This window comes from Sulfitobacter geojensis, assembly GCF_000622325.1.
Classification (GTDB): Bacteria; Pseudomonadota; Alphaproteobacteria; order Rhodobacterales; family Rhodobacteraceae; genus Sulfitobacter; species Sulfitobacter geojensis.
The window spans coordinates 3,772,663-3,790,153 of the sequence record NZ_JASE01000005.1; the positions used below are offsets into that span (position 1 = coordinate 3,772,663).

General features: G+C 54.6%; 18 protein-coding genes and 1 tRNA gene. 9 read left to right on the top strand and 10 right to left on the bottom strand.

The annotated features are described in order from the left end of the window. Nucleotides 1-40 precede the first annotated feature (40 nt). Nucleotides 41-1,279, bottom strand: coding sequence for an NAD(P)/FAD-dependent oxidoreductase (locus Z947_RS0120480; RefSeq protein ID WP_025046151.1), 1,239 nt, complete (start codon nucleotides 1,277-1,279; stop codon nucleotides 41-43). 150 nt (nucleotides 1,280-1,429) lie between these two features. On the opposite strand from Z947_RS0120480, the gene Z947_RS0120485 reads away from it, so the two are divergent. After that, nucleotides 1,430-2,152: an aspartate/glutamate racemase family protein gene (locus Z947_RS0120485; protein WP_037939807.1), complete on the top strand. Its 723-nt coding sequence runs from the start codon at nucleotides 1,430-1,432 to the stop codon at nucleotides 2,150-2,152. Here Z947_RS0120485 and Z947_RS0120490 read toward each other — a convergent pair. Then, entirely contained in the window at nucleotides 2,149-3,747 is a 1,599-nt protein-coding gene (locus Z947_RS0120490; protein WP_025046153.1) for a GMC family oxidoreductase, read from the bottom strand. The two genes, Z947_RS0120485 and Z947_RS0120490, sit on opposite strands and share 4 nt — an antisense overlap. A 118-nt stretch (nucleotides 3,748-3,865) precedes the next feature. On the opposite strand from Z947_RS0120490, the gene Z947_RS0120495 reads away from it, so the two are divergent. From Z947_RS0120495 to Z947_RS0120510, 4 genes are all read left to right on the top strand, one after another. Further along, nucleotides 3,866-5,098 carry a TRAP transporter substrate-binding protein gene (locus tag Z947_RS0120495; protein ID WP_025046154.1) on the top strand — a complete coding sequence of 411 codons (1,233 nt, stop codon included), beginning with the start codon at nucleotides 3,866-3,868 and terminating at the stop codon, nucleotides 5,096-5,098. Nucleotides 5,099-5,208: 110 nt separating this feature from the next. Next, nucleotides 5,209-5,877 carry a TRAP transporter small permease gene (locus Z947_RS0120500; RefSeq protein WP_025046155.1) on the top strand — a complete coding sequence of 223 codons (669 nt, stop codon included), beginning with the start codon at nucleotides 5,209-5,211 and terminating at the stop codon, nucleotides 5,875-5,877. Further along, nucleotides 5,877-7,268 (top strand): TRAP transporter large permease, encoded by a 1,392-nt coding sequence (locus tag Z947_RS0120505; protein ID WP_025046156.1) that lies wholly within the window; start codon nucleotides 5,877-5,879, stop codon nucleotides 7,266-7,268. Before Z947_RS0120500 ends, Z947_RS0120505 begins: the two co-directional genes overlap by 1 nt. Nucleotides 7,269-7,313: 45 nt before the next feature. Continuing rightward, nucleotides 7,314-8,087 (top strand): IclR family transcriptional regulator, encoded by a 774-nt coding sequence (locus tag Z947_RS0120510; RefSeq protein WP_025046157.1) that lies wholly within the window; start codon nucleotides 7,314-7,316, stop codon nucleotides 8,085-8,087. On the opposite strand, the gene Z947_RS0120515 is transcribed toward Z947_RS0120510, so the two are convergent. Together Z947_RS0120515 and Z947_RS0120520 are read right to left on the bottom strand one after the other, a co-directional pair. Continuing rightward, entirely contained in the window at nucleotides 8,067-9,287 is a 1,221-nt protein-coding gene (locus Z947_RS0120515) for a winged helix-turn-helix domain-containing protein (protein ID WP_025046158.1), read from the bottom strand. The two genes, Z947_RS0120510 and Z947_RS0120515, sit on opposite strands and share 21 nt — an antisense overlap. Nucleotide 9,288: 1 nt before the next feature. Then, nucleotides 9,289-10,323 (bottom strand): LacI family DNA-binding transcriptional regulator, encoded by a 1,035-nt coding sequence (locus tag Z947_RS0120520; protein WP_025046159.1) that lies wholly within the window; start codon nucleotides 10,321-10,323, stop codon nucleotides 9,289-9,291. Between the two features lie 114 nt (nucleotides 10,324-10,437). Between Z947_RS0120520 and Z947_RS0120525 the strand changes: the two genes are divergently transcribed. Next, nucleotides 10,438-10,514: transfer RNA gene (locus Z947_RS0120525), tRNA-Arg, on the top strand. A gap of 395 nt (nucleotides 10,515-10,909) precedes the next feature. On the opposite strand, the gene Z947_RS0120530 is transcribed toward Z947_RS0120525, so the two are convergent. Continuing rightward, nucleotides 10,910-11,332 (bottom strand): helix-turn-helix domain-containing protein, encoded by a 423-nt coding sequence (locus Z947_RS0120530; protein ID WP_025046160.1) that lies wholly within the window; start codon nucleotides 11,330-11,332, stop codon nucleotides 10,910-10,912. A 366-nt stretch (nucleotides 11,333-11,698) separates the two neighbouring features. Between Z947_RS0120530 and Z947_RS21305 the strand changes: the two genes are divergently transcribed. After that, the gene (locus Z947_RS21305) at nucleotides 11,699-12,745 is read left to right on the top strand and encodes a tyrosine-type recombinase/integrase (protein WP_052880635.1); all 1,047 of its coding nucleotides are present in this window, start codon (nucleotides 11,699-11,701) and stop codon (nucleotides 12,743-12,745) included. Between the two features lie 153 nt (nucleotides 12,746-12,898). Here Z947_RS21305 and Z947_RS0120540 read toward each other — a convergent pair whose 3' ends face one another. The 5 genes from Z947_RS0120540 to Z947_RS0120565 form a co-directional block, all read right to left on the bottom strand. Further along, on the bottom strand, nucleotides 12,899-13,546 hold the full coding sequence (locus Z947_RS0120540) for a hypothetical protein (protein WP_025046161.1): 648 nt from the start codon (nucleotides 13,544-13,546) through the stop codon (nucleotides 12,899-12,901). After that, nucleotides 13,543-14,106, bottom strand: coding sequence for a hypothetical protein (locus Z947_RS0120545; protein WP_025046162.1), 564 nt, complete (start codon nucleotides 14,104-14,106; stop codon nucleotides 13,543-13,545). The genes Z947_RS0120540 and Z947_RS0120545 overlap by 4 nt, the downstream gene beginning before the upstream one ends. A 467-nt stretch (nucleotides 14,107-14,573) precedes the next feature. Continuing rightward, a complete protein-coding gene (locus Z947_RS0120555) occupies nucleotides 14,574-15,023 on the bottom strand; it encodes a CopG family ribbon-helix-helix protein (protein ID WP_156026679.1) in 450 nt (149 codons plus the stop codon). Between the two features lie 365 nt (nucleotides 15,024-15,388). Beyond that, nucleotides 15,389-15,643 carry a CcdB family protein gene (locus Z947_RS21310; RefSeq protein WP_240477551.1) on the bottom strand — a complete coding sequence of 85 codons (255 nt, stop codon included), beginning with the start codon at nucleotides 15,641-15,643 and terminating at the stop codon, nucleotides 15,389-15,391. Between the two features lie 41 nt (nucleotides 15,644-15,684). After that, nucleotides 15,685-15,927, bottom strand: a complete 243-nt coding sequence (locus tag Z947_RS0120565; RefSeq protein WP_025046164.1) for a type II toxin-antitoxin system CcdA family antitoxin — start codon at nucleotides 15,925-15,927, stop codon at nucleotides 15,685-15,687. 297 nt (nucleotides 15,928-16,224) lie between these two features. Between Z947_RS0120565 and Z947_RS21625 the strand changes: the two genes are divergently transcribed. Further along, complete coding sequence (locus Z947_RS21625) at nucleotides 16,225-16,842, top strand: hypothetical protein (RefSeq protein WP_025046165.1); 618 nt, start codon at nucleotides 16,225-16,227, stop codon at nucleotides 16,840-16,842. A 36-nt stretch (nucleotides 16,843-16,878) separates the two neighbouring features. Beyond that, nucleotides 16,879-17,112 carry an HGGxSTG domain-containing protein gene (locus Z947_RS22485; protein WP_276202381.1) on the top strand — a complete coding sequence of 78 codons (234 nt, stop codon included), beginning with the start codon at nucleotides 16,879-16,881 and terminating at the stop codon, nucleotides 17,110-17,112. The last annotated feature ends 379 nt before the right edge of the window (nucleotides 17,113-17,491 follow it).

Consider the following 17,491-nt stretch of genomic DNA (forward strand, 5'->3'; position numbering starts at 1 on the left):
GTCTCCCTTTTGGTTTTTTGGTCGTGTGAAATCTGGTCGTTCAGGAAAATCTTTGTGGATGGTAGGGCGCAAGATCGGTGTTCACCTGCGCACCACTGATCAGTCCCGCAACCAAACGGCCCGTTTTCGGACCACCGGTCAGGCCGATGTGTTGATGCCCGAATGCCGTGAAAACGCCGGACTTGCCGACTTGTCCGATCAACGGCAGGCTGTCGGTGGTGGCCGGACGGTGGCCCAGCCATTCGATTTCGGATTTGGCTTTGAGGTTGGGAAAGGCTTTTGCCGCCTGCCGGCGCAGAAAGGCCAGCGGTGCCTTGGAAGCCCCTGCGTCCAGCCCGCCGAATTCGACGATACCGGCACAGCGCACCCCCTGCTCCATCGGGGTTGCCACGAATTTGCCGCTGGCAACCATCGTGGGGCGGGTCGGGCCGCCTGTCGCGTCTTCGAATACGATATGGTACCCGCGCTCCGCTTCCAGCGGCACGTTCAGACCCAGCTTGGCCATCATCGGTTTTGACCAGACACCCGTTGCCAGCACAACTTCGCTACAGTTGACGGTGCCTTGCGTGGTGTGCACCGCTGACACAGCACCGCCGCTCAGGTCAAAATCTTTGACTTCAGCCTGCAGGATTGTGCCGCCCATCCCTTCGAATGCTTTTGCAAGCGCCTGAACATAGCCACCGGGGCTGCGGATATATCCGTGGTGTTTCATGATCGCCATACAGGTGATGTCATCGCCCAGTGCCGGTTCATAATCGCGCAAATCCTGACCTTCGATCAGCGTCGGGACAAATCCCGCCTCCTTGCGCAACGCCCATGTATAGCTTTCAGCGTCGAAAGCCGCGCGATTGGCATAAGCAAAACAATAATCACTTTCACTGACCCAATCACCCAAACCCAGGTCGTCGCACAGGCTTTTGTGCTGCTGCACCGCGTCGCCAACAATCGGGGTCAGTCCCAGTGCGATCCGGCGGGTATCCGCATCATTGGCATGCGCGAGATATTTGCGCAGCCACGGCAGCAGTTTGGGAAGATAACGCCAGCGCATGAACAGCGGAAAGTCGGGGTCCATCAGCATTTTGGGCGCTTTGGCCAGCAATCCGGGCGCAGTCACCGGCACCATTGCACAGGCCGCAAGCACGCCAGCATTGCCATGCGACGTCCCGGTCCCCGGCGCACCGCGATCAATGACCGTTACGTTGATCCCTGCACGGCGCAGCCAGATGGCCGTGGAAACACCAACAATCCCTGCACCGATTACGGCGACATGACGCGTCATGCACGCGCCTTAAATTTGCATTTTGTCTTCAAAGTCGATTCTCCCCACGCTTATCTTGGCATGGAAAATTCAAACATCAACAAAATGTTTATAAATTGTCATCGTTATTTATGGGCTGCACAATTTTTGACACCCAGACAGGTCTGCGTCATGGTTTGCCACCTGCGAAAAGGACGAAGCACGTTGGTAAACACCCAAGCACCGTTAGGCATCTTGATGCTCGACACCCGTTTTCCGCGTATTCTGGGGGATGTGGGGAATGCGGACACCTGGCCGTTTCCGGTGCACTATGGCGTCGTGAAAGGTGCCACCCCGCAGGCAATTGTCTGCGATGACATCGAACCCTTCGTGCAGGAATTCATTGCCGTCGGGCGTGATTTGGTAGCCCAAGGATGCAACGGCATCGCGACAACCTGTGGCTTTCTGGCGCTGATCCGCCCGCGCCTTGCTGCCGCTTTGGGCGCACCAGTGGCCGCCTCCGCGCTCGAACAGGCAGGCCAGATCGCACCGATGCTGGCACCGGATCAACAGCTGGGCATCCTCACCATTTCTGCAGAATCCCTGACACCTGCCCATCTGGGCGCAGCGGGCGTGCCGCCGGAGACGCCTGTACAGGGTATGGAAAACAGCCGCTTTGCCGCCGCAATTCTGGGCAACGAACCCACATTGGATGTCGAAAGAGCGCATCAGGAAATGGTGAGAGCCGCGCAAAACCTTGTTGCGCAGAACCCTTCGGTCGGAGCGATTATTCTGGAATGCACCAATATGGTCCCCTATGCGCCCGACATCGCGCGCGCGACCGGTCGCGGCGTCTTTTCGATCTACACCTATCTGCGATGGTTTCACGCAGGGCTTACGCCACAGGTTTTCTAACGCGCATCTTCCAAAATGAGGTCGCTGGCTTTTTCACCGATCATAATGGCAGGCGCGTTGGTATTGCCGGACACGATTTCAGGCATGATCGAACAGTCGGCCACGCGCAGTCCCGCAACCCCGTGCACCCGCAAGCGCGCATCAACCACAGCGTCCGGCCCCTGTCCCATCTTACAGGTGCCCGTCGGATGGTAGATCGAGGCCGTATTGTCACGCGCCCAGTCCAGCGTGTCGTCGTAGTTGTCGATGTCGAGACTGGAGTGAGGCCGGAATTCTTCGGATATTTTGGAGGTCAGCGGCGCATTACGTGCAATCCTGCGGGCAATGTTCACACCTGCGACGATGGTGTCACAATCGGTCTTGGTCGACAGATAATTCGGAATGATCTTGGGATAGGCGCGCGGGTCGCCGCTGCCCAGCCGGATCTCGCCCTTGCTTTCGGGGCGCAGCTGGCAAACCGACATGGTAAAAGCGGAAAACCTGTCCGCGCCCTTGCCGGGGTTTTCGGCGGACAAGGGTTGTACATGAAACTGAATGTCGGGTGTTTCCAGATCATCACGGGTCTTAAGGAAACCCGTGGCCAGACTGGCCGCCATAGTCATCGGACCAGCGCGGAACATCGCAAATTTCAGCCCGATCTTGGCCTGTCCCCAAAGTGACGAAACTTCGTCATTCAGTGTCGGTTCATGGGTTTTATAGACCAGCCGCGCTTGCAGATGATCCTGCATGTTTTTACCGACGCCGTGCAGTTCCTTTTGCACGCTGATGCCGTGCTCGGCGAGTTGATCGGCCTCGCCGATGCCGGACAACATTAGCAATTGCGGCGAATTGATCGCCCCGCCACATAACACCACTTCGCGGGCCGCCTGCACCTCATGCTGCGTGCCGCTGCGGTCTGTGTAAAGCACGCCGGTCGCGCGGTTGTCCTTGATCACAACCTTGTCGACCTGTGCATGGGTAATGATTTGAAGATTGGGCCGTTTTTTGATCGGGTTAAGATAGGCCACGGCCGCGGAGCACCGCCAACCGTTGCGCGATGTCAGCTGGAAAAACCCAACGCCTTCCTGATCCGCCCCGTTGTAATCCGAGTTGAACTTATACCCCGCCGCCTGTGCCGCCGCGACCCATGCATCCGTGATCGGCCGCTGGATACGCATGTTACTGACGGACAGCGGCCCCTGATCCCCGTGAAAGGCATCAGCCCCGCGTTCGTTTTTTTCGGCCCGCTTGAACAACGGCAGCACGTCGTCCCAGCCCCAGCCCGTGTTCCCCATTTGCCGCCAGCGGTCATAATCCTGCGCCTGTCCGCGCACATATAACAATCCGTTCAACGATGACGATCCGCCCAGAACCTTGCCACGCGGCCATTCGATCGACCGCCCGTTCAGCCCCGGATCAGGTTCGGTTTTGTAACACCAATCCACTTTGGGATTGTGGATGGTTTTGAAATAGCCAACCGGAATGTGGATCCACGGATTAAGATCACGTCCTCCCGCCTCAAGTAGAATCACTTTGTTTTTGGGATCGGCACTGAGCCTGTTGGCCAGAACGCAGCCCGCAGAACCCGCACCAACCACGATGAAATCAGCATTCACTTTCAGAAACCTCCCTTAGGTAAAGAAAATTCTATACAGAAGCTTCTTTTCGCGCTAGTGTTTTTTGAAACTATAAGTCTCATTAATTGACAAAAAGATTCAACCGGGAGGAACTACAATGAAAATATCTGATAAACTGGGCGGAATTTCGCGGCGCGATCTGTTCCGTGTGGCAGGCCAATACGGCATGTCATCCACTTTGCTGGCCGCGGGCAGCTTTGGTGGTGCGATGAGTCTTGCCAATCTGGCGAGTGCGGCGGAATCGTCCTACGAAAAGCGCTTTAAGAAGGAAGCGAAGTTCACATTCAAATTCGGTGCCGCCGGATTTAACGAACGTAACCTATTGATTGAACGCGCAGGTTGCCTTGAATTTGCCCGCGATCTGGAAAGCCGAACAGACGGCGAGATCCGCGTAGAATTCATCGGTGACAACCAGATTTGCGGTCAAACTTCTTGCGTCGAAAAGACCCAGCAAGGGATCGTGGACATCTATGCCGCCTCCACCCAGAACTCTGCCGGTGGCGCGCCCTACCTCAACGTGCTCGACTATGCCTACATGTTCCGCAACCGTGCGGATCAGTACCATTTCCTTTATTCACCAGAATCAGCAAAGCTGCTGCGCGAACCATATGAAAAGCGCCACGGTCTGAAATTCCTGTTCTCACACGCCGAACTGCGCGGCATTCAGCTGGGTCTGGCTTGGGAAGACAAAGACACTGTGACATCGGTCGAACAGCTGGCCGGCACCAAGAACCGCGTCACCGGCACACAGCTGGGCCGCATCGCGATGGAAGCGATGAACCTCAATCCGGTGCCTGTAGCATGGGAAGAAACCCTTGATGGTCTCAAGCAAGGTCTGATTGATGGCGCGGAAACCTGGGCCTCTGCCGTGGCCTACGCCAACATGTCCCCCGTTGTGTCTCAATCGGTTCACCTGAACTTCTTCTGCGGGACAGAACACACAGCGATGTCGGCCAAAGCTTTTGATTCGCTTGGCGGTGAATTGCAGGATGCGGTGATGGAATCGTCCTATCTTGCGCAGGTCCACGTTCAGGCTGCAAACGAAGCGGCGCTGGTCAAAACAGTGGGCCAGTCCGATCCGCAACTGCCCGGCACCATCTTTGCCCAGAACAATGTGCGCAATGCCTTCCTTTCCGACGCCGAAATTAAAAAGGCCGAGGAAATGTGTTCGCCCGAGTATCAGCCACAGCTGTGGGAAGAATGGCGCGAGCGGCTTAACGGCTGGTCCGGCGGTCACGACACCTATCAGGAAATCTATGACTCCGTGCGCACCCTGCCCGCGGATACCCTGCCGGAAAACGTTGAACCGCGTCGCTGGTGGAAATCATAACAGAGCCGGATTAGGCTAAAATCTGGGGCCGGTCTTCTTGCGGGGGCCGGCCCTTTTGACTTCGCTATCGGGAGACTAGCGCAGGTCGGACACCTTTGGGAGGAACGGGTATGTCAATTTGGGCCGAAGCGGGAGCCGTCATTCCCGCAATTTTTGCAGGGAGCGCATGGAAAATGCGCGATGCCTTTTATACCGACGGGATGTGGGTCGTCTGCTTTTTCATAACGTTGATCGGGGGCATTCTGGCCAACCAGTTCTTCAAACGTCTGCCCTTTATGGACAGGCATCTGGAACGCGGGATCGCCGTCGCAACCTATCTGATGATCGCCGCGATTATTTTCTGGGGCGTCATCGACCGGTTTATCTTTTCAAGCCAATGGTCTGGGTCGACCACTGTGCCGCCCTTCCTGTTCATGATCATGGCATGGTTTGGCTGTTCCTATAACGTCCGCCTGCGCACCCACCTCAGCTTTAGTGAGTTCCGCGCCAATATGAAGCCCAAGGGCCAAATGGCCGCGCTGACGCTCGACGGTGTGTTGTGGTTCGGTTTCTGCTGGATCGCCATCACGACATCCCTGCGCTTTACCGCCTATTCGGCGGATAATTTCCAACTGGTCGATGGCGTGGATAACACGATGAAATGGTGGTTCTACATCACCGTGCCGGTGGCCTTTATCCTGATGTCAGGTCGCGTCGTCGGCAACTGGCTGGACGATTGGAAAAACTACAAGGCGGGCAACCAGATCATTCAAACAGCGGTTATCGGGGGGGAAGTCTGATGTCAGACGGTACATGGGTCACACTTATCTCATTGGCGGTGACGATCTTTTTCATGCTGGGCACACCAGTGTTGCTGGTCATTTTTTATTGGGTCATCGGCTGTAGCTTTGTCATCGGCCTGCCTCTGGATAACACCGGCAACGAACTTCTTAACGTCTTTAACAAGGGCTTTGCCCTTCTCGCCATGCCGCTGTTCATTCTGACGGGGGATTTGATTAACCAATCCGGTATCGCACGAAGGCTATCGGATTTTGCCTATGCCTGTCTGGGCTGGTTGCGCGGCGGTCTGGCCATGGCAGCGATTGCCGCCTGTGGTCTCTTCGCGGCGATATCGGGGTCGAATTCCGCCACCACGGCAACCATCGGATCGATGTTGCATCCTGAAATGGTTAAAGGCGGCTATGACGAACGTTTCTCTGCGGCGACAGCTGCGGCGGGCGGTACGGTAGGGATCATCATCCCGCCCTCGATCATCTTTATCGTCTACGGATTCCTGATGAACCTGCCGATTTCGGAACTGTTCATCGCGGGCATTGTGCCCGGTGCGCTAATGGTGCTGGGCATGATGACAGCGGCCTTTATCATCTGCACCGTAAACGGCTGGGGCTTTCTGATCACCCTTTCACCTTGGCGCGTGTTCAAAACCGCCGTGGGCGCGTGGCTGGGTTTCTTCGCCATCGGCCTGGTGCTTTGGGGGATCTACACTGGCAAGTTTTCCCCAACCGAAGCGGCGGGCGTGACGGTCGGCTTCTGCATCATCGTCGGTCTGATCTGTTTCCCGATCAACAAACTGATGGGCAGTGACCCGGACCAGCCCGTCAGCCAGAAAAGCCTGTTGTCGATGATCGTCGTCGAAGGCTTCACACTACCCAGTCTGCCCGCCATTGTCTCACGATCGGCGCAGATCACCGGCATTCTGGTGCCCTTGATTGCGGTTTCCGTGGCCATGCAACAGGTGCTGTCCTCGCTGGGGGCCAAGGAAACCATCGGTGATTTTGTCACCGGCATGGGCGGGTATTACGCGGTGCTTTTCACCTCGATGGCGATTGTCTTTATCACCGGCATGATCCTTGAATCCCTACCCGTTACGATCATCCTTGCACCGATCCTTGCGCCGATTGCCGTGTCGGTTGGCATCGATCCCATCCACTTTGCGGTGATCTTTCTTGTCGGGGCGTCAATCGGGTTCATCACGCCGCCTTACGGGCTGAACCTTTATGTCGCGTCCGGGGTGACGGGTGTCCCGTATTTCCGTCTGCTACGCTACGCTACGATGTATCTTGTCGCGCTGATTTCCGTATGGTTCTGTGTCGCTTTGATGCCGTCACTGTCCAAGACCTTGCTGCCGGGTGGCGGAATCTTTGAAATTCTGTCAGGTGGAGGCGGGTAATGGGTCTTGCTCCCGGCAAACCAATAATGAAGTGAGACCATAAAAATGCCCGACGCGCGCGATTCCGACAAAGCAATCCCAACCAATCTACGGTTGCTTTTGCTGCTGGAAGAAGTTGCGCGCGTTGGCGTTCCTGTCACCCCCACCGCCACAAACGAGGTGCTGGGCCTTCCCAAGCCAACGGTGCATCGCCTGTTCCACAGGTTGGAGGAAGAAGGATTCCTGCAGCGCGACGTGGACGGGCGGTCCTATTCCGCCGGACAGCGGCTGCGCAAGCTTTCCGCCAACGTTCTGTCGTCCTCGCGCATCCGCGTTGCGCGCCTTGCCGTGCTGCATGCGCTGACCGATGACGTGGGCGAGACCTGTAATATCGCCACAGCGGACCGCGACGGCATGCTTTACATTGATCGGGTCGAAACCAAATGGCCGCTACGCATCCAGCTTCCCATCGGCACGACTGTCCCGTTTCACTGCACGGCCAGCGGCAAGATGTACCTGTCCTCCCTGTCTCCGCGCCATCTGGCCAAATTTCTGTCGTCGGCCGCGCTTGAGGCGCACACAGACAAGACACTCACCACATCCGATGCGTTGATGGCAGAGGTCGCGACCATCAGGGAACGCGGCTATTCAACCGACAACGAAGAATTCATGAACGGCATGGTCGCCGTTGCCGTGCCGATCCGCGATGATCTGGGGCGGTTGATGTCCACCATTTCGCTGCATGCACCCGACCAACGGGTCAGTGTGTCCGACCTTGAAAACCATCTGGATCGCTTGCGCAGCGCCGCGCAGGATCTGTCAGAGATGATGCAAAGCTGATCCGCGCATCCAGCCATCGTCGAACACCACCTGTTCAACCCCGGCCAGGCGTTTCACCCGTTCCAGCTCCGCCTCAAACGCCGCTTGGCGTGCCTTGCCCCATCGGACTGTTCCCTCGGACCACAACGCCTTGACGCGCAGCAGGTTTTGATCGCGAAACGCTTTCATATCAATACGCCCGACAATCTGGTCGCCTTGTAGGATAGGAAAGACATAATAGCCGAAGGTGCGTTTCGGCTCTGGCACGAATACCTCGATCCTGTAGTTGAACCCGAACAACCGCTCTGCCCGCTTGCGGTCGCGCAGCGCCGGATCAAACGGGCTTAGGATCCGCAACCGGTTTGTGGGCGCAGCATCCAGCGCGGCATCTTCGTCCAGTCCGGGACGGGCAAAGGCCTGTTTGACGCAGCCATCGGCACCGGTAATCTCCACCCGCTCTAATCGTCCCGCAGCCAGTTCGCCCGCGCACCACTCACGCGCCTCCGACGGTGTGATATGCGCCCAGAACGCTGCCAATTCGCCATGTGTCGCAAACCCCAACCGCGCAAGGGCCTGCGCACAGCACCACTCGATTGTCTCGGCCTCATCCGGCGCATGGACGTCGTCACACAGGTGTTGTTCCAACACCCGTTCGGTCAAGTCATAGCGTTTCTTAAACCCGTCCCGCCCGACCACACATAACGCCCCCGAGCGCCAGAGGTACTCAAGCGCGGTTTTGGACGGATGCCAGTCCCACCAGCCCCCCGATCCCCGCGTTTCACCCTTGCCCACATCCCCCGAGCACACCGGCCCTTCGGTTTTGATCTGGTCTAGAATGATCTGAAACTGCGCCTCGAACCCCGCGCGCCTGTCTTTCTTCCAGTGTCCCCGCAGGCGTTTGGCATCCCGTTGACGGCGCAAATGCCACTGGGGGTAGAATGCCATCGGAATGACCGCTGCATCATGCGTCCAATGCTCAAACAAGGCACGTTGCTTTTCATAGAGGGTCTTCAAGGCCGCTGGTCGATAGCGGGGCCGCCGCGAAAACAGGATCAGGTCATGCGCGCGCGCCACCGTATTGATGCTATCCAGCTGCACAAAACCAAGGCTATCGATCAATGCCAACAGATCATCTCCAGACGCCCCACCCTGAGGCACCTCGGACAGCCTGTGCCGGTCCAGAAAGATCCGCCGCGCCTGTGTGTTGTCCAGCCGCAGCATCCTAGCGGCGGCGGCGGCGCAACGTATCCCCGAAAGATAAAGTCGGCGTCAGGGTCACATTCTGCGGCACATCCGCATCCGGCTCATCCAACGTCTGGTTCAGAATGATCCGCGCCGCAGCTTGCCCGATTTCGATCCGGCAAGCATCCATCGTCGCCAACTGCCGCGGCAGCCCTTGCAACAATTCGACATTGTTAAAGCCGGCAAGTCCAATCTGACCCGGAATATCGATCCCTTGATCAATCAGGTGCAATAAGCCGCCTGCGCCGATCATGTCATTGGAGTAATACAGGAAATCCAGATCCGGCGAGCGCTCCAACATCTCTTGCGTCATCTCGCGCCCCTTCGCCAGCGCCGAACCACCGGAGTAAAACGCGCGGTCCTCAATCTCGACGCCCGCCTTGGCCAGCGCTTCGGTGAATCCTTCAAACCGTTTGCGCGCACGGTGGTCCAGCGGCATCTTGGTGCCCATAAACCCGATGTGTTCATATCCTTCTTTCAGGATCGCATTGGCCATCTCGCGCCCTGCGCGGCGGTGTGAAATTCCCACCATTGCATCCACCGGCTTACCATCTGTGTCCATAATTTCGACCACAGGAATGCCCGCATTGGACAACATCGCGCGGGTCGCATCCGAGTGTTCCAGCCCGGCAATGATCACACCTGAGGGGCGCCATGACAACATTTCGTACAGCACCCGTTCTTCTTTCTCTGGCATGTAATCCGTTACGCCAACCACGGGCTGTAGGGGCGTATCCTCGAGAATTTGGTTCACCCCGTTCAACACTTCGGGAAAGACCATATTCGACAGCGATGGAATGATGACAGCCACCAGATTGACCCGCTGTGACGCCAGTGACCCCGCGATCTGGTTGGGCACATACCCCAATTCCTTGGCCGCGGCTAAAACCTTGCTACGGGTTGTGTCCGATACGTCCCCCCGGTTGCGCAGCACGCGGCTTACGGTCATTTCCGACACCCCGCAGGCATCAGATACATCACGAAGGGTGAGCGGACGTTTTGCAGGAGTGGTCAATTTGGACACCTTATTTGTTCATATACCAGTTAGCGTGAAGTGACCCTTCCGATCAAGCGCGGTGCATTGGGACGATGACAAGCGGTTCGCACTGGGTTAGACACTGGCTCGCGTGGTCCCGTGGCTCAACTGGATAGAGCAGCCCCCTCCTAAGGGGCAGGTTGCAGGTTCGAATCCTGCCGGGGTCGCCACGATTGGCATTGAAATATAGGTATATCGCGGGACGTTCTGCGATTTCGTAAAGAAGAAGCCGTAAAACTCCCTCCGTGAAGCTCTAGCGGCGCGGTCGAAACACCGTACAATGCCGGTACGCGGCAACAGCCAGCTTTGCCGTAACGATACACATTGCGAGCCCCAAAAGCATTGGCTTCGACATTGTAGTGCTCGTTGAGATGATCTACCGACAAAACAATGCTGGTATTGAGGGCGATCGGGCGAGCTATCGCGATTTACGGGATCGGCGCGACTGTACCTATACCTTGAAGTCAGAGCTTGGGCGGGATGTTTCCCTGTCCATGTGGCTGACAGATCCATAGCGCGCCGAAAAACTCGTCAACCTGCGGCTGTCCGTCGGCGTTTGACGTCACTATTCTTTAACCAATTCAATCCACGTGTGCACATCGTCGTCCATTACTTCACGACCCTCAACGTGGGATTGATACCAACGCGCGACAATAGCACCGCGCTTTTCACTCTTGATTTCAATACCCTCAGATTTGAGGAGTTGATCGAGATGTGTTTCAATCTCCTTTAGCGCGCTGAAATCATGTCCCTTCCGAATTGACTTAGCGCCTAGAAGCAACCACGGCACATCCACATCAAACTCTTCTCCTACCGCCACCAACGCTTCTACTGGCATACCCCGTTCGCCTTTTTCATAGCTGTGGTAAGCGCGGGGAGAGACGCCAATAGCCTCCGCCATAGCAGCTTGAGAGAGCCCGATTTCATTGCGAATGCTGGTCAGGCGTACGCCCATCCCAGATAATAAATCGGTATTATGTCGCGCCATGTCGAACTTCCAGTTGACGAATCTGTCACTTAAAGCAATCTTTGCAATATATGACGAATGATTTCTCTTCGACTAACCTGAGCATGTCAGATGATGCGAGACAAGCAAATCCTTAGAGCTCGCTGGAGCAATCGCATCAAGAAGGGCGGTCAAAATGGCAGAAACCGAGTTATCAGAAGAATCGCAAATTCTTAGACTGGGCAAGACACCAACCCAATGGATTATAGCCATGGCACGTTTGGGTATTAATATTTCAGAACGCACGCTGCGCAAGCGAGCCAATGCCACCGGTGCATTTCATCGTCTTGGCCGCACAATGCTGATCACACCCGCGCAGATTGATACCATTTTTGAAGGAGTTCCATCATGTCACTCAAAATCTATAAAAGGGGGAACTATTTCTGGGCGAAGGGGTGGGTCGAATACAATGGTAGGCCAATCGCAGGTCCATACCGGTGCAGCACTAGAGCATCTGCAAAAGCAGGCGCACAGGACTGGATAACGATTGAAACTGATCGGCAAATTCGCCGTCACGTGGTTGGTGACGAGATATCGCTGACCTTCTCTGATGCGATTATGATGTATGAAGCGTCGCCGAAAACTGCCCAACGTCTTATACCAATTGTCCAAGAAATTGGAGATTTGCCCTTGGCCTCGATTACTGGCGCTCTTTTAAAGAGCCTTGGTCCCAAACTGAAACCAATGGCCGGTACCGATACGTGGTGGCGCGAGATTGTAACGCCTGCGCGCGCCGTAATAAACAATGCACATGAGCTTGCAAGAACACCACTTATCCGCGTCAAAGCCTACGATACATTAAGGCGCGCCGCTCAAGACAAGTTCCGAGGCAAACAGAGCCGTGTCGAGCGAATGCCGTCAGACAAGGATTGGATAAAGTCATTTTGCCAAGCAGCAGACCCCTACAATGCCGCCCTTGTGCGATTCATGTTCGAAACCGCCGCTCGCATTGATCAGGCAACTTCACTCACGCCAACTGACCTACGTCCAGCAACTAACCAAGTTTGGATTAAGGCTCAGAAGGGGCATCCGGGTGAATGGATCACTGTCTCACCACAGATGATGGATGAGTTATTTTCCTTGAAGCCTAAGCGGCCGAAAAACCGAAAAACTGGAAAGCTCATGCGTCCTCGCGTTTTCGGCTATGGCAGTCCAACAGGGTATAGAAAACGATGGCAGACAATTTGCGAAAAAGCTGGCATTTCTTACCTATCAGCGCACAGCGCAGGTCGGCACGGCTTCTTCACTGAATTGGTGGTACGACAGGGCGTCGATCCCGTCACAGCAGCTAAAGCGGGACGCTGGTCCGACCCCAACTTACCTTTGCGCATCTACGCACACGCCGAGACTGACGAAGCCGATATAAGAGCTCGGTTTCGCACGGATCATGTTTAAACGGACCATGATGTGTGGCCTAGTAGCCAGCAATGATGGTGCGCGTTATCGGGCGTTTGAGTCGGTGGCTATGACATTCACGAACCAAACACTTTGCGAGCCTACGAATTACTTGTTATAAATCAACAAGTTAATACATATCTGGTTGAAAATTCAATTATAGATTGAAATTGGGTTTGTTTCGGTAAATCGACGTTTCTTAGTGTCTCTCCTGTTGAAGCCCTCACCTCGCGATGTTGGCGGAGCTATTCGAAGCCAATCTATCCAATCTTGAAATGCTTTTCGCCGCGCACTCCTCGCTTCTCGGTAATAACGCCGCATTAGTCTATGGCGCCGTTCAATTTCACGATTTTCCTCAATTTTTTCCCAAAACTCAGTCAAGGTAGGTCTGTTCTGAAACGTCTTAATTTCTTCCGCGGTGGCTTGACCAAGCAGATACCGGTCGCGTCTCTCAGCCATGCTCGCAGAAAAAGCCTTCACTTTCTCATTATTGGTGAGGGCCACCAGATAGATTTTTTCGGCTTTTAGTATTTCAGCGATAGTATTGAACCTGACTTCGGCTCGTGCGAGCGCCCAGGCCAATCCGATCCCGTCACCTTCATCCATAGCTACCTGCAAGGATATTTCGGCCTGATCCATGATTATCCTGGCCCAAAGACCGACTCGTTCTGGATCCAGCTGAGAAGTCGCCCCGTGTTTTCTGGCATTATGACCAATAGTGACTTTGCCCTCAATTGTTTTAGGCCCGGAGCTTGCCAGTGCATTCGCTCGGTTTGCAGCCATCTGCCTTGCGGTTGTCATTCTACAACCAATTCGGCCGGAATCGGACGGGCTTTTTGAAGAGCATCAAAATCAGATTTAACCTGACGGCGACGGGTCTCGAGTTGGGGTAATTTGATTTCATGGAAGTGGAGATCGTAGTTCATCGAGCTGACCGATTTTCCCATGAGATCAAGAAGATCTATACCTATCTCTTCCAGCTCTTGATGCGCTTTACTTGCGATGTCAGGGTCGGGTTCCAATGCGCGTTTTGTGAGCTCGCTTAGTTCAGGACCTTCACGACCTCTATCGTAGCCTCTGAATTTGGCGAGCTCTTTCTCAATTTCCTTTCCTAAGAGATTCCTTAAGCAGCGTTCCCGCATTTTTCGGTGCTGCAAGATTTCCCATTCTATGGATATGAGGTTTTCTGCAACGACAAACTCGTAAGGCGTAAATGGTGTGAGCGTACGCATCAACTGCGCCTGAAAAACTGCGAAGCTACCGGCCTCTTCGCCAGGAATTGTATCGCGCTTTGGTAAGACATCCGCGAAAGAGGTCAGGCCAAAATCTAGTGGGTCTGCCGGAACATTCTTTTGTGCCAACTTCCTTCCCCTTGGATATAGAGATGTATTGCAAGCATTGTAGCAACGGTGATTGTCACTTGGCAAACGGCAATGAGGGCAAACAGTGATGAATGCGCTGCTACAACGGCAATTCTCAGAGCGTTTGGCAACTATAAGGGGCTTAAGCCATCGTCAATCCTGCGTGTCTCCGAGCCTTGCAAGGCTCTGCGCAACACCCTTTCCCTGACACCCCCGAACCCTCTTTTTTGGACTCGGCTACTGAGGTATATCCGGCCCTCCGCCGTGGTGCTGTTGAAAAAGAAGGTCGTATTAGCTTTTGCGGTTTTTTGAAAATTCGCTGCGCTGGTCATAAAGGCGCATAATTTCTATCGTTTGGTCGCTAAAACGATACAGCACTGTGAAAGGGATCCCGGGCAAGGAGTATACAAAAGCATCGGGTTGTTCCTCTTCCAAATAGCCTACACGCGGTTGGCTTTTGAGGAGGATTAGAAGAGATCGGTATTGCTGGTCAGCCTTGGTACTTCCTGCCGGAAAAACTTACGAATAGTATTGTTTAAACCGTCGCAGATTTGCCTTGGTTTCGTAAAGAAGTTCGATCTGCATCTGTTAGGCTTGGTTAGGGGAAATATCAGCTTCCGGTTCGGGAAGCTCATGGTCTGTACCAACGGATTCAACCATTCAGTCATTTTACCCTCTGGAATGAATACACCCTTGTCCGCCTGCGTTACCGCCACTTGGATCATTTGAGCCTTCGCCTCGGTTTTGTTCTTCAAGTCCAGTATGGCTTGCTTTGCCACATAAGCCGCGCTGCGGTCCTTGCGCTTGGCTTCGCTCTCAAGCCAATCCTTCAGTTCAGGATCTAAGCGCATGGTAAAACGGGGGCCGATCATATCTGTCATCATCCAAAAATCGGAAGGTAAGCACTTGTCAGACACCGTATGCCACTTTCGTGACTTGTCAAAAGAATGACCTGCGAAAACTTGGAGAACGCCATTTCTAGTTAGAATGTGGGTATATCTCCTTTCTTCATTTTCATGCGAGCTGACCTAGCAAGAACCATCCCGACTGACCGAAACCACTACACACAGGGGATCGAACCAGCCCGTTCACGCAGGCGTGGATGTAAAATTTGGTATTCCAGTCCCTCCCGCCAGGGCGGCATTATCGAACTGGTGACCCACATATGCGCCTGCGATGTTCGCGACGACTTGTATAATTTCAAACACACAAGTTTATGACCGACCTTGAATCCAGGCCATCAGCGACCGCCTGAACAACACGCCTCGCAAACTTGGATCATTCAGAAACCAGAGAAAACCATGTCGAGGGCACCTCGGATCTCATAGTCGTATCCGGAAAGATCAGCGATTGGTTGCCCCCTCAGCAGCGCGGTGGGGACTGCTGCCATTTCAGCGGTGTGCAGGGCGTGATCCTTGCCTTGAATGTCGAAAACAGACTCGAGACGCCCGATTACGCTTGGCCCAGTTAAAACCGAGATGAGAGGGGCAACGACCCGGGAACCGGTGTCGATCAGATCGGTCTGGAGGTCGAGCACCAGACGTTCGCCGTCGAGCCTATAGACTTAGAACTGCGCCATCAGTTGACCTTTAACACCTGCAGGTCCTTCAATGGCGTCCCATTAGCCTCAATCCAAGTGTTGCGTTCGGAAATCGCCGCCGCATTTTCTGCGGCCCAGGCCTCCGCCTTCGCCGCTCGAACCGCTTCGGCAACGGCTGCGTCGCTAATTGCCGATACATTAAGCCCCAGCTCCCGCGCCGCCACGAGATTCGATGCCGTCAGGGTGATGTTCGTCCGTTGTTTTTCTTTTGTGCTCTGCATTATCAAATTCTCCACTAACCCCGCACATACACACACGATGGGTGTGTATGCCAATGGTGTTTTCCGGCAGGAATCGTCGCAAGATGATCAACGCACCGCCACCTCGGCTCATACCTGCGCTCTCTGGTCCATGGGGTACGTTATCGGGGATTTGAGTCGAGAGAGGGGGGAGCTCAGTTAGAAAATTCAGGAACAAGCCCATACACAGTAGAATTTTTAGAAAGTTGGGCCTTATTTTCGAAACTGAAGGTGTTATGATGTGACTTACTTTTCAAAGAGTTTATTGGGCAAAATAGCATGGCGAAGAAAACCGTACCGTTCCAGCTAATTCCCGAAATGGACGTGGCTCACACTATTGCGCCACGAAAAGATATAAGGAAGGTACTTGACGTCCACGGCGGTGAAATCATGCGTCAAAAAACAATAGAAATATCGCAGCTCCTTTGGCACGATCAAGACTCCACCAAAAAGGACGTAAACATCAGGATTGCTAGGGCCCTTGAGCTCTTTGAAAGCCTTGAACCCGCTGACGGCGCTGAGGGCATGATTGCGACGCAAATGGTTGGAACTCATTTTGCTGCGCTCGAGTGTTTACGCCGCGCGACACTGCCAAACCAAACATTCGAAGGTCGTGATATGGCCCTAAAACACGCTGAGAAACTGATGGCCCTTTACGCTAAGCAGCTTGCGACGTTGGACAAACACCACGGCAAGGGACAACAGAAAGTGACCGTGGAGCATGTTCACGTTGAAGCTGGCGGACAAGCGATCGTTGGAAACGTTGAGACTGGTCAGAGGGGAAAAAAGCCCCTTCGTTCAGTTAGTGGCATTGAATCGGATGCTATTGAACATGTACCGGACCCACAGATCCCTGAAGTGCAAACCAAGAACGCGGTTGCACGCAAGAAGCCCTAGTCCATGACGGGTTCACATCAGCGCAATACTGAGGCCATGCGACAAACCCCACGTTGTGGGGCGAAAACAAGACGCGGGACCGCATGCCAGGCCCCTAGCGTTCGAGGAAAGAAAAGATGTCGAATGCATGGAGGTGCAAAGGGGTCCGGGGCACCAGTGGGCAATCAGAATGCATTCAAACATGGGATGTACACGCATGATTCATTGGAGTTTCAGAAACACGTCCGCGACCTCCTGCGCGAAGGCTCCAGAATTATCGAAGAGTTCTAGGCCTGGGTACCGGTGCTTGGGATCACCTCTTCGGGCCAGCGGCGGCACCTACCGCGATCTCCGCCTGTATCTGTGAGGAACTCAATCGTACCATCCATGGAGAAACTCCCTCAAATCCATGGACGACGGACTCGCAAACTACAGCGAAGATTGGAAGGTGGGGTCTAAGCCGCGCTTACGTTCAAACGGCCCCTTGTTATTGTAATACAATCAAGAGACGTTGTTGGGGAAGAGCGGACGAGAAGCGCCACCGTGACTTGCAATGGCATCAAATCGGGAGATTCCGAAGACCTCAATGCCAGCACACCCATGACTTGGGGCGCTGGCATTGAGGTCCCGCTTGCGAAATCCTTAAGGCAGCAACCAAAAGTCGCCTATC

What these genes read in the sequence shown, in the direction of transcription:
- Z947_RS0120480 (WP_025046151.1), bottom strand. Translation starts at nt 1,279, where the DNA reads ATGACGCGTCATGTCGCCGTAATCGGTGCAGGGATTGTTGGTGTTTCC.
- Z947_RS0120485 (WP_037939807.1), top strand. Translation starts at nt 1,430, where the DNA reads ATGGTTTGCCACCTGCGAAAAGGACGAAGCACGTTGGTAAACACCCAA.
- Z947_RS0120495 (WP_025046154.1), top strand. Translation starts at nt 3,866, where the DNA reads ATGAAAATATCTGATAAACTGGGCGGAATTTCGCGGCGCGATCTGTTC.
- Z947_RS0120500 (WP_025046155.1), top strand. Translation starts at nt 5,209, where the DNA reads ATGTCAATTTGGGCCGAAGCGGGAGCCGTCATTCCCGCAATTTTTGCA.
- Z947_RS0120505 (WP_025046156.1), top strand. Translation starts at nt 5,877, where the DNA reads ATGTCAGACGGTACATGGGTCACACTTATCTCATTGGCGGTGACGATC.
- Z947_RS0120510 (WP_025046157.1), top strand. Translation starts at nt 7,314, where the DNA reads ATGCCCGACGCGCGCGATTCCGACAAAGCAATCCCAACCAATCTACGG.
- Z947_RS0120515 (WP_025046158.1), bottom strand. Translation starts at nt 9,287, where the DNA reads ATGCTGCGGCTGGACAACACACAGGCGCGGCGGATCTTTCTGGACCGG.
- Z947_RS0120530 (WP_025046160.1), bottom strand. Translation starts at nt 11,332, where the DNA reads ATGGCGCGACATAATACCGATTTATTATCTGGGATGGGCGTACGCCTG.
- Z947_RS21305 (WP_052880635.1), top strand. Translation starts at nt 11,699, where the DNA reads ATGTCACTCAAAATCTATAAAAGGGGGAACTATTTCTGGGCGAAGGGG.
- Z947_RS0120540 (WP_025046161.1), bottom strand. Translation starts at nt 13,546, where the DNA reads ATGACAACCGCAAGGCAGATGGCTGCAAACCGAGCGAATGCACTGGCA.
- Z947_RS0120565 (WP_025046164.1), bottom strand. Translation starts at nt 15,927, where the DNA reads ATGCAGAGCACAAAAGAAAAACAACGGACGAACATCACCCTGACGGCA.
- Z947_RS21625 (WP_025046165.1), top strand. Translation starts at nt 16,225, where the DNA reads ATGGCGAAGAAAACCGTACCGTTCCAGCTAATTCCCGAAATGGACGTG.
- Z947_RS22485 (WP_276202381.1), top strand. Translation starts at nt 16,879, where the DNA reads ATGCGACAAACCCCACGTTGTGGGGCGAAAACAAGACGCGGGACCGCA.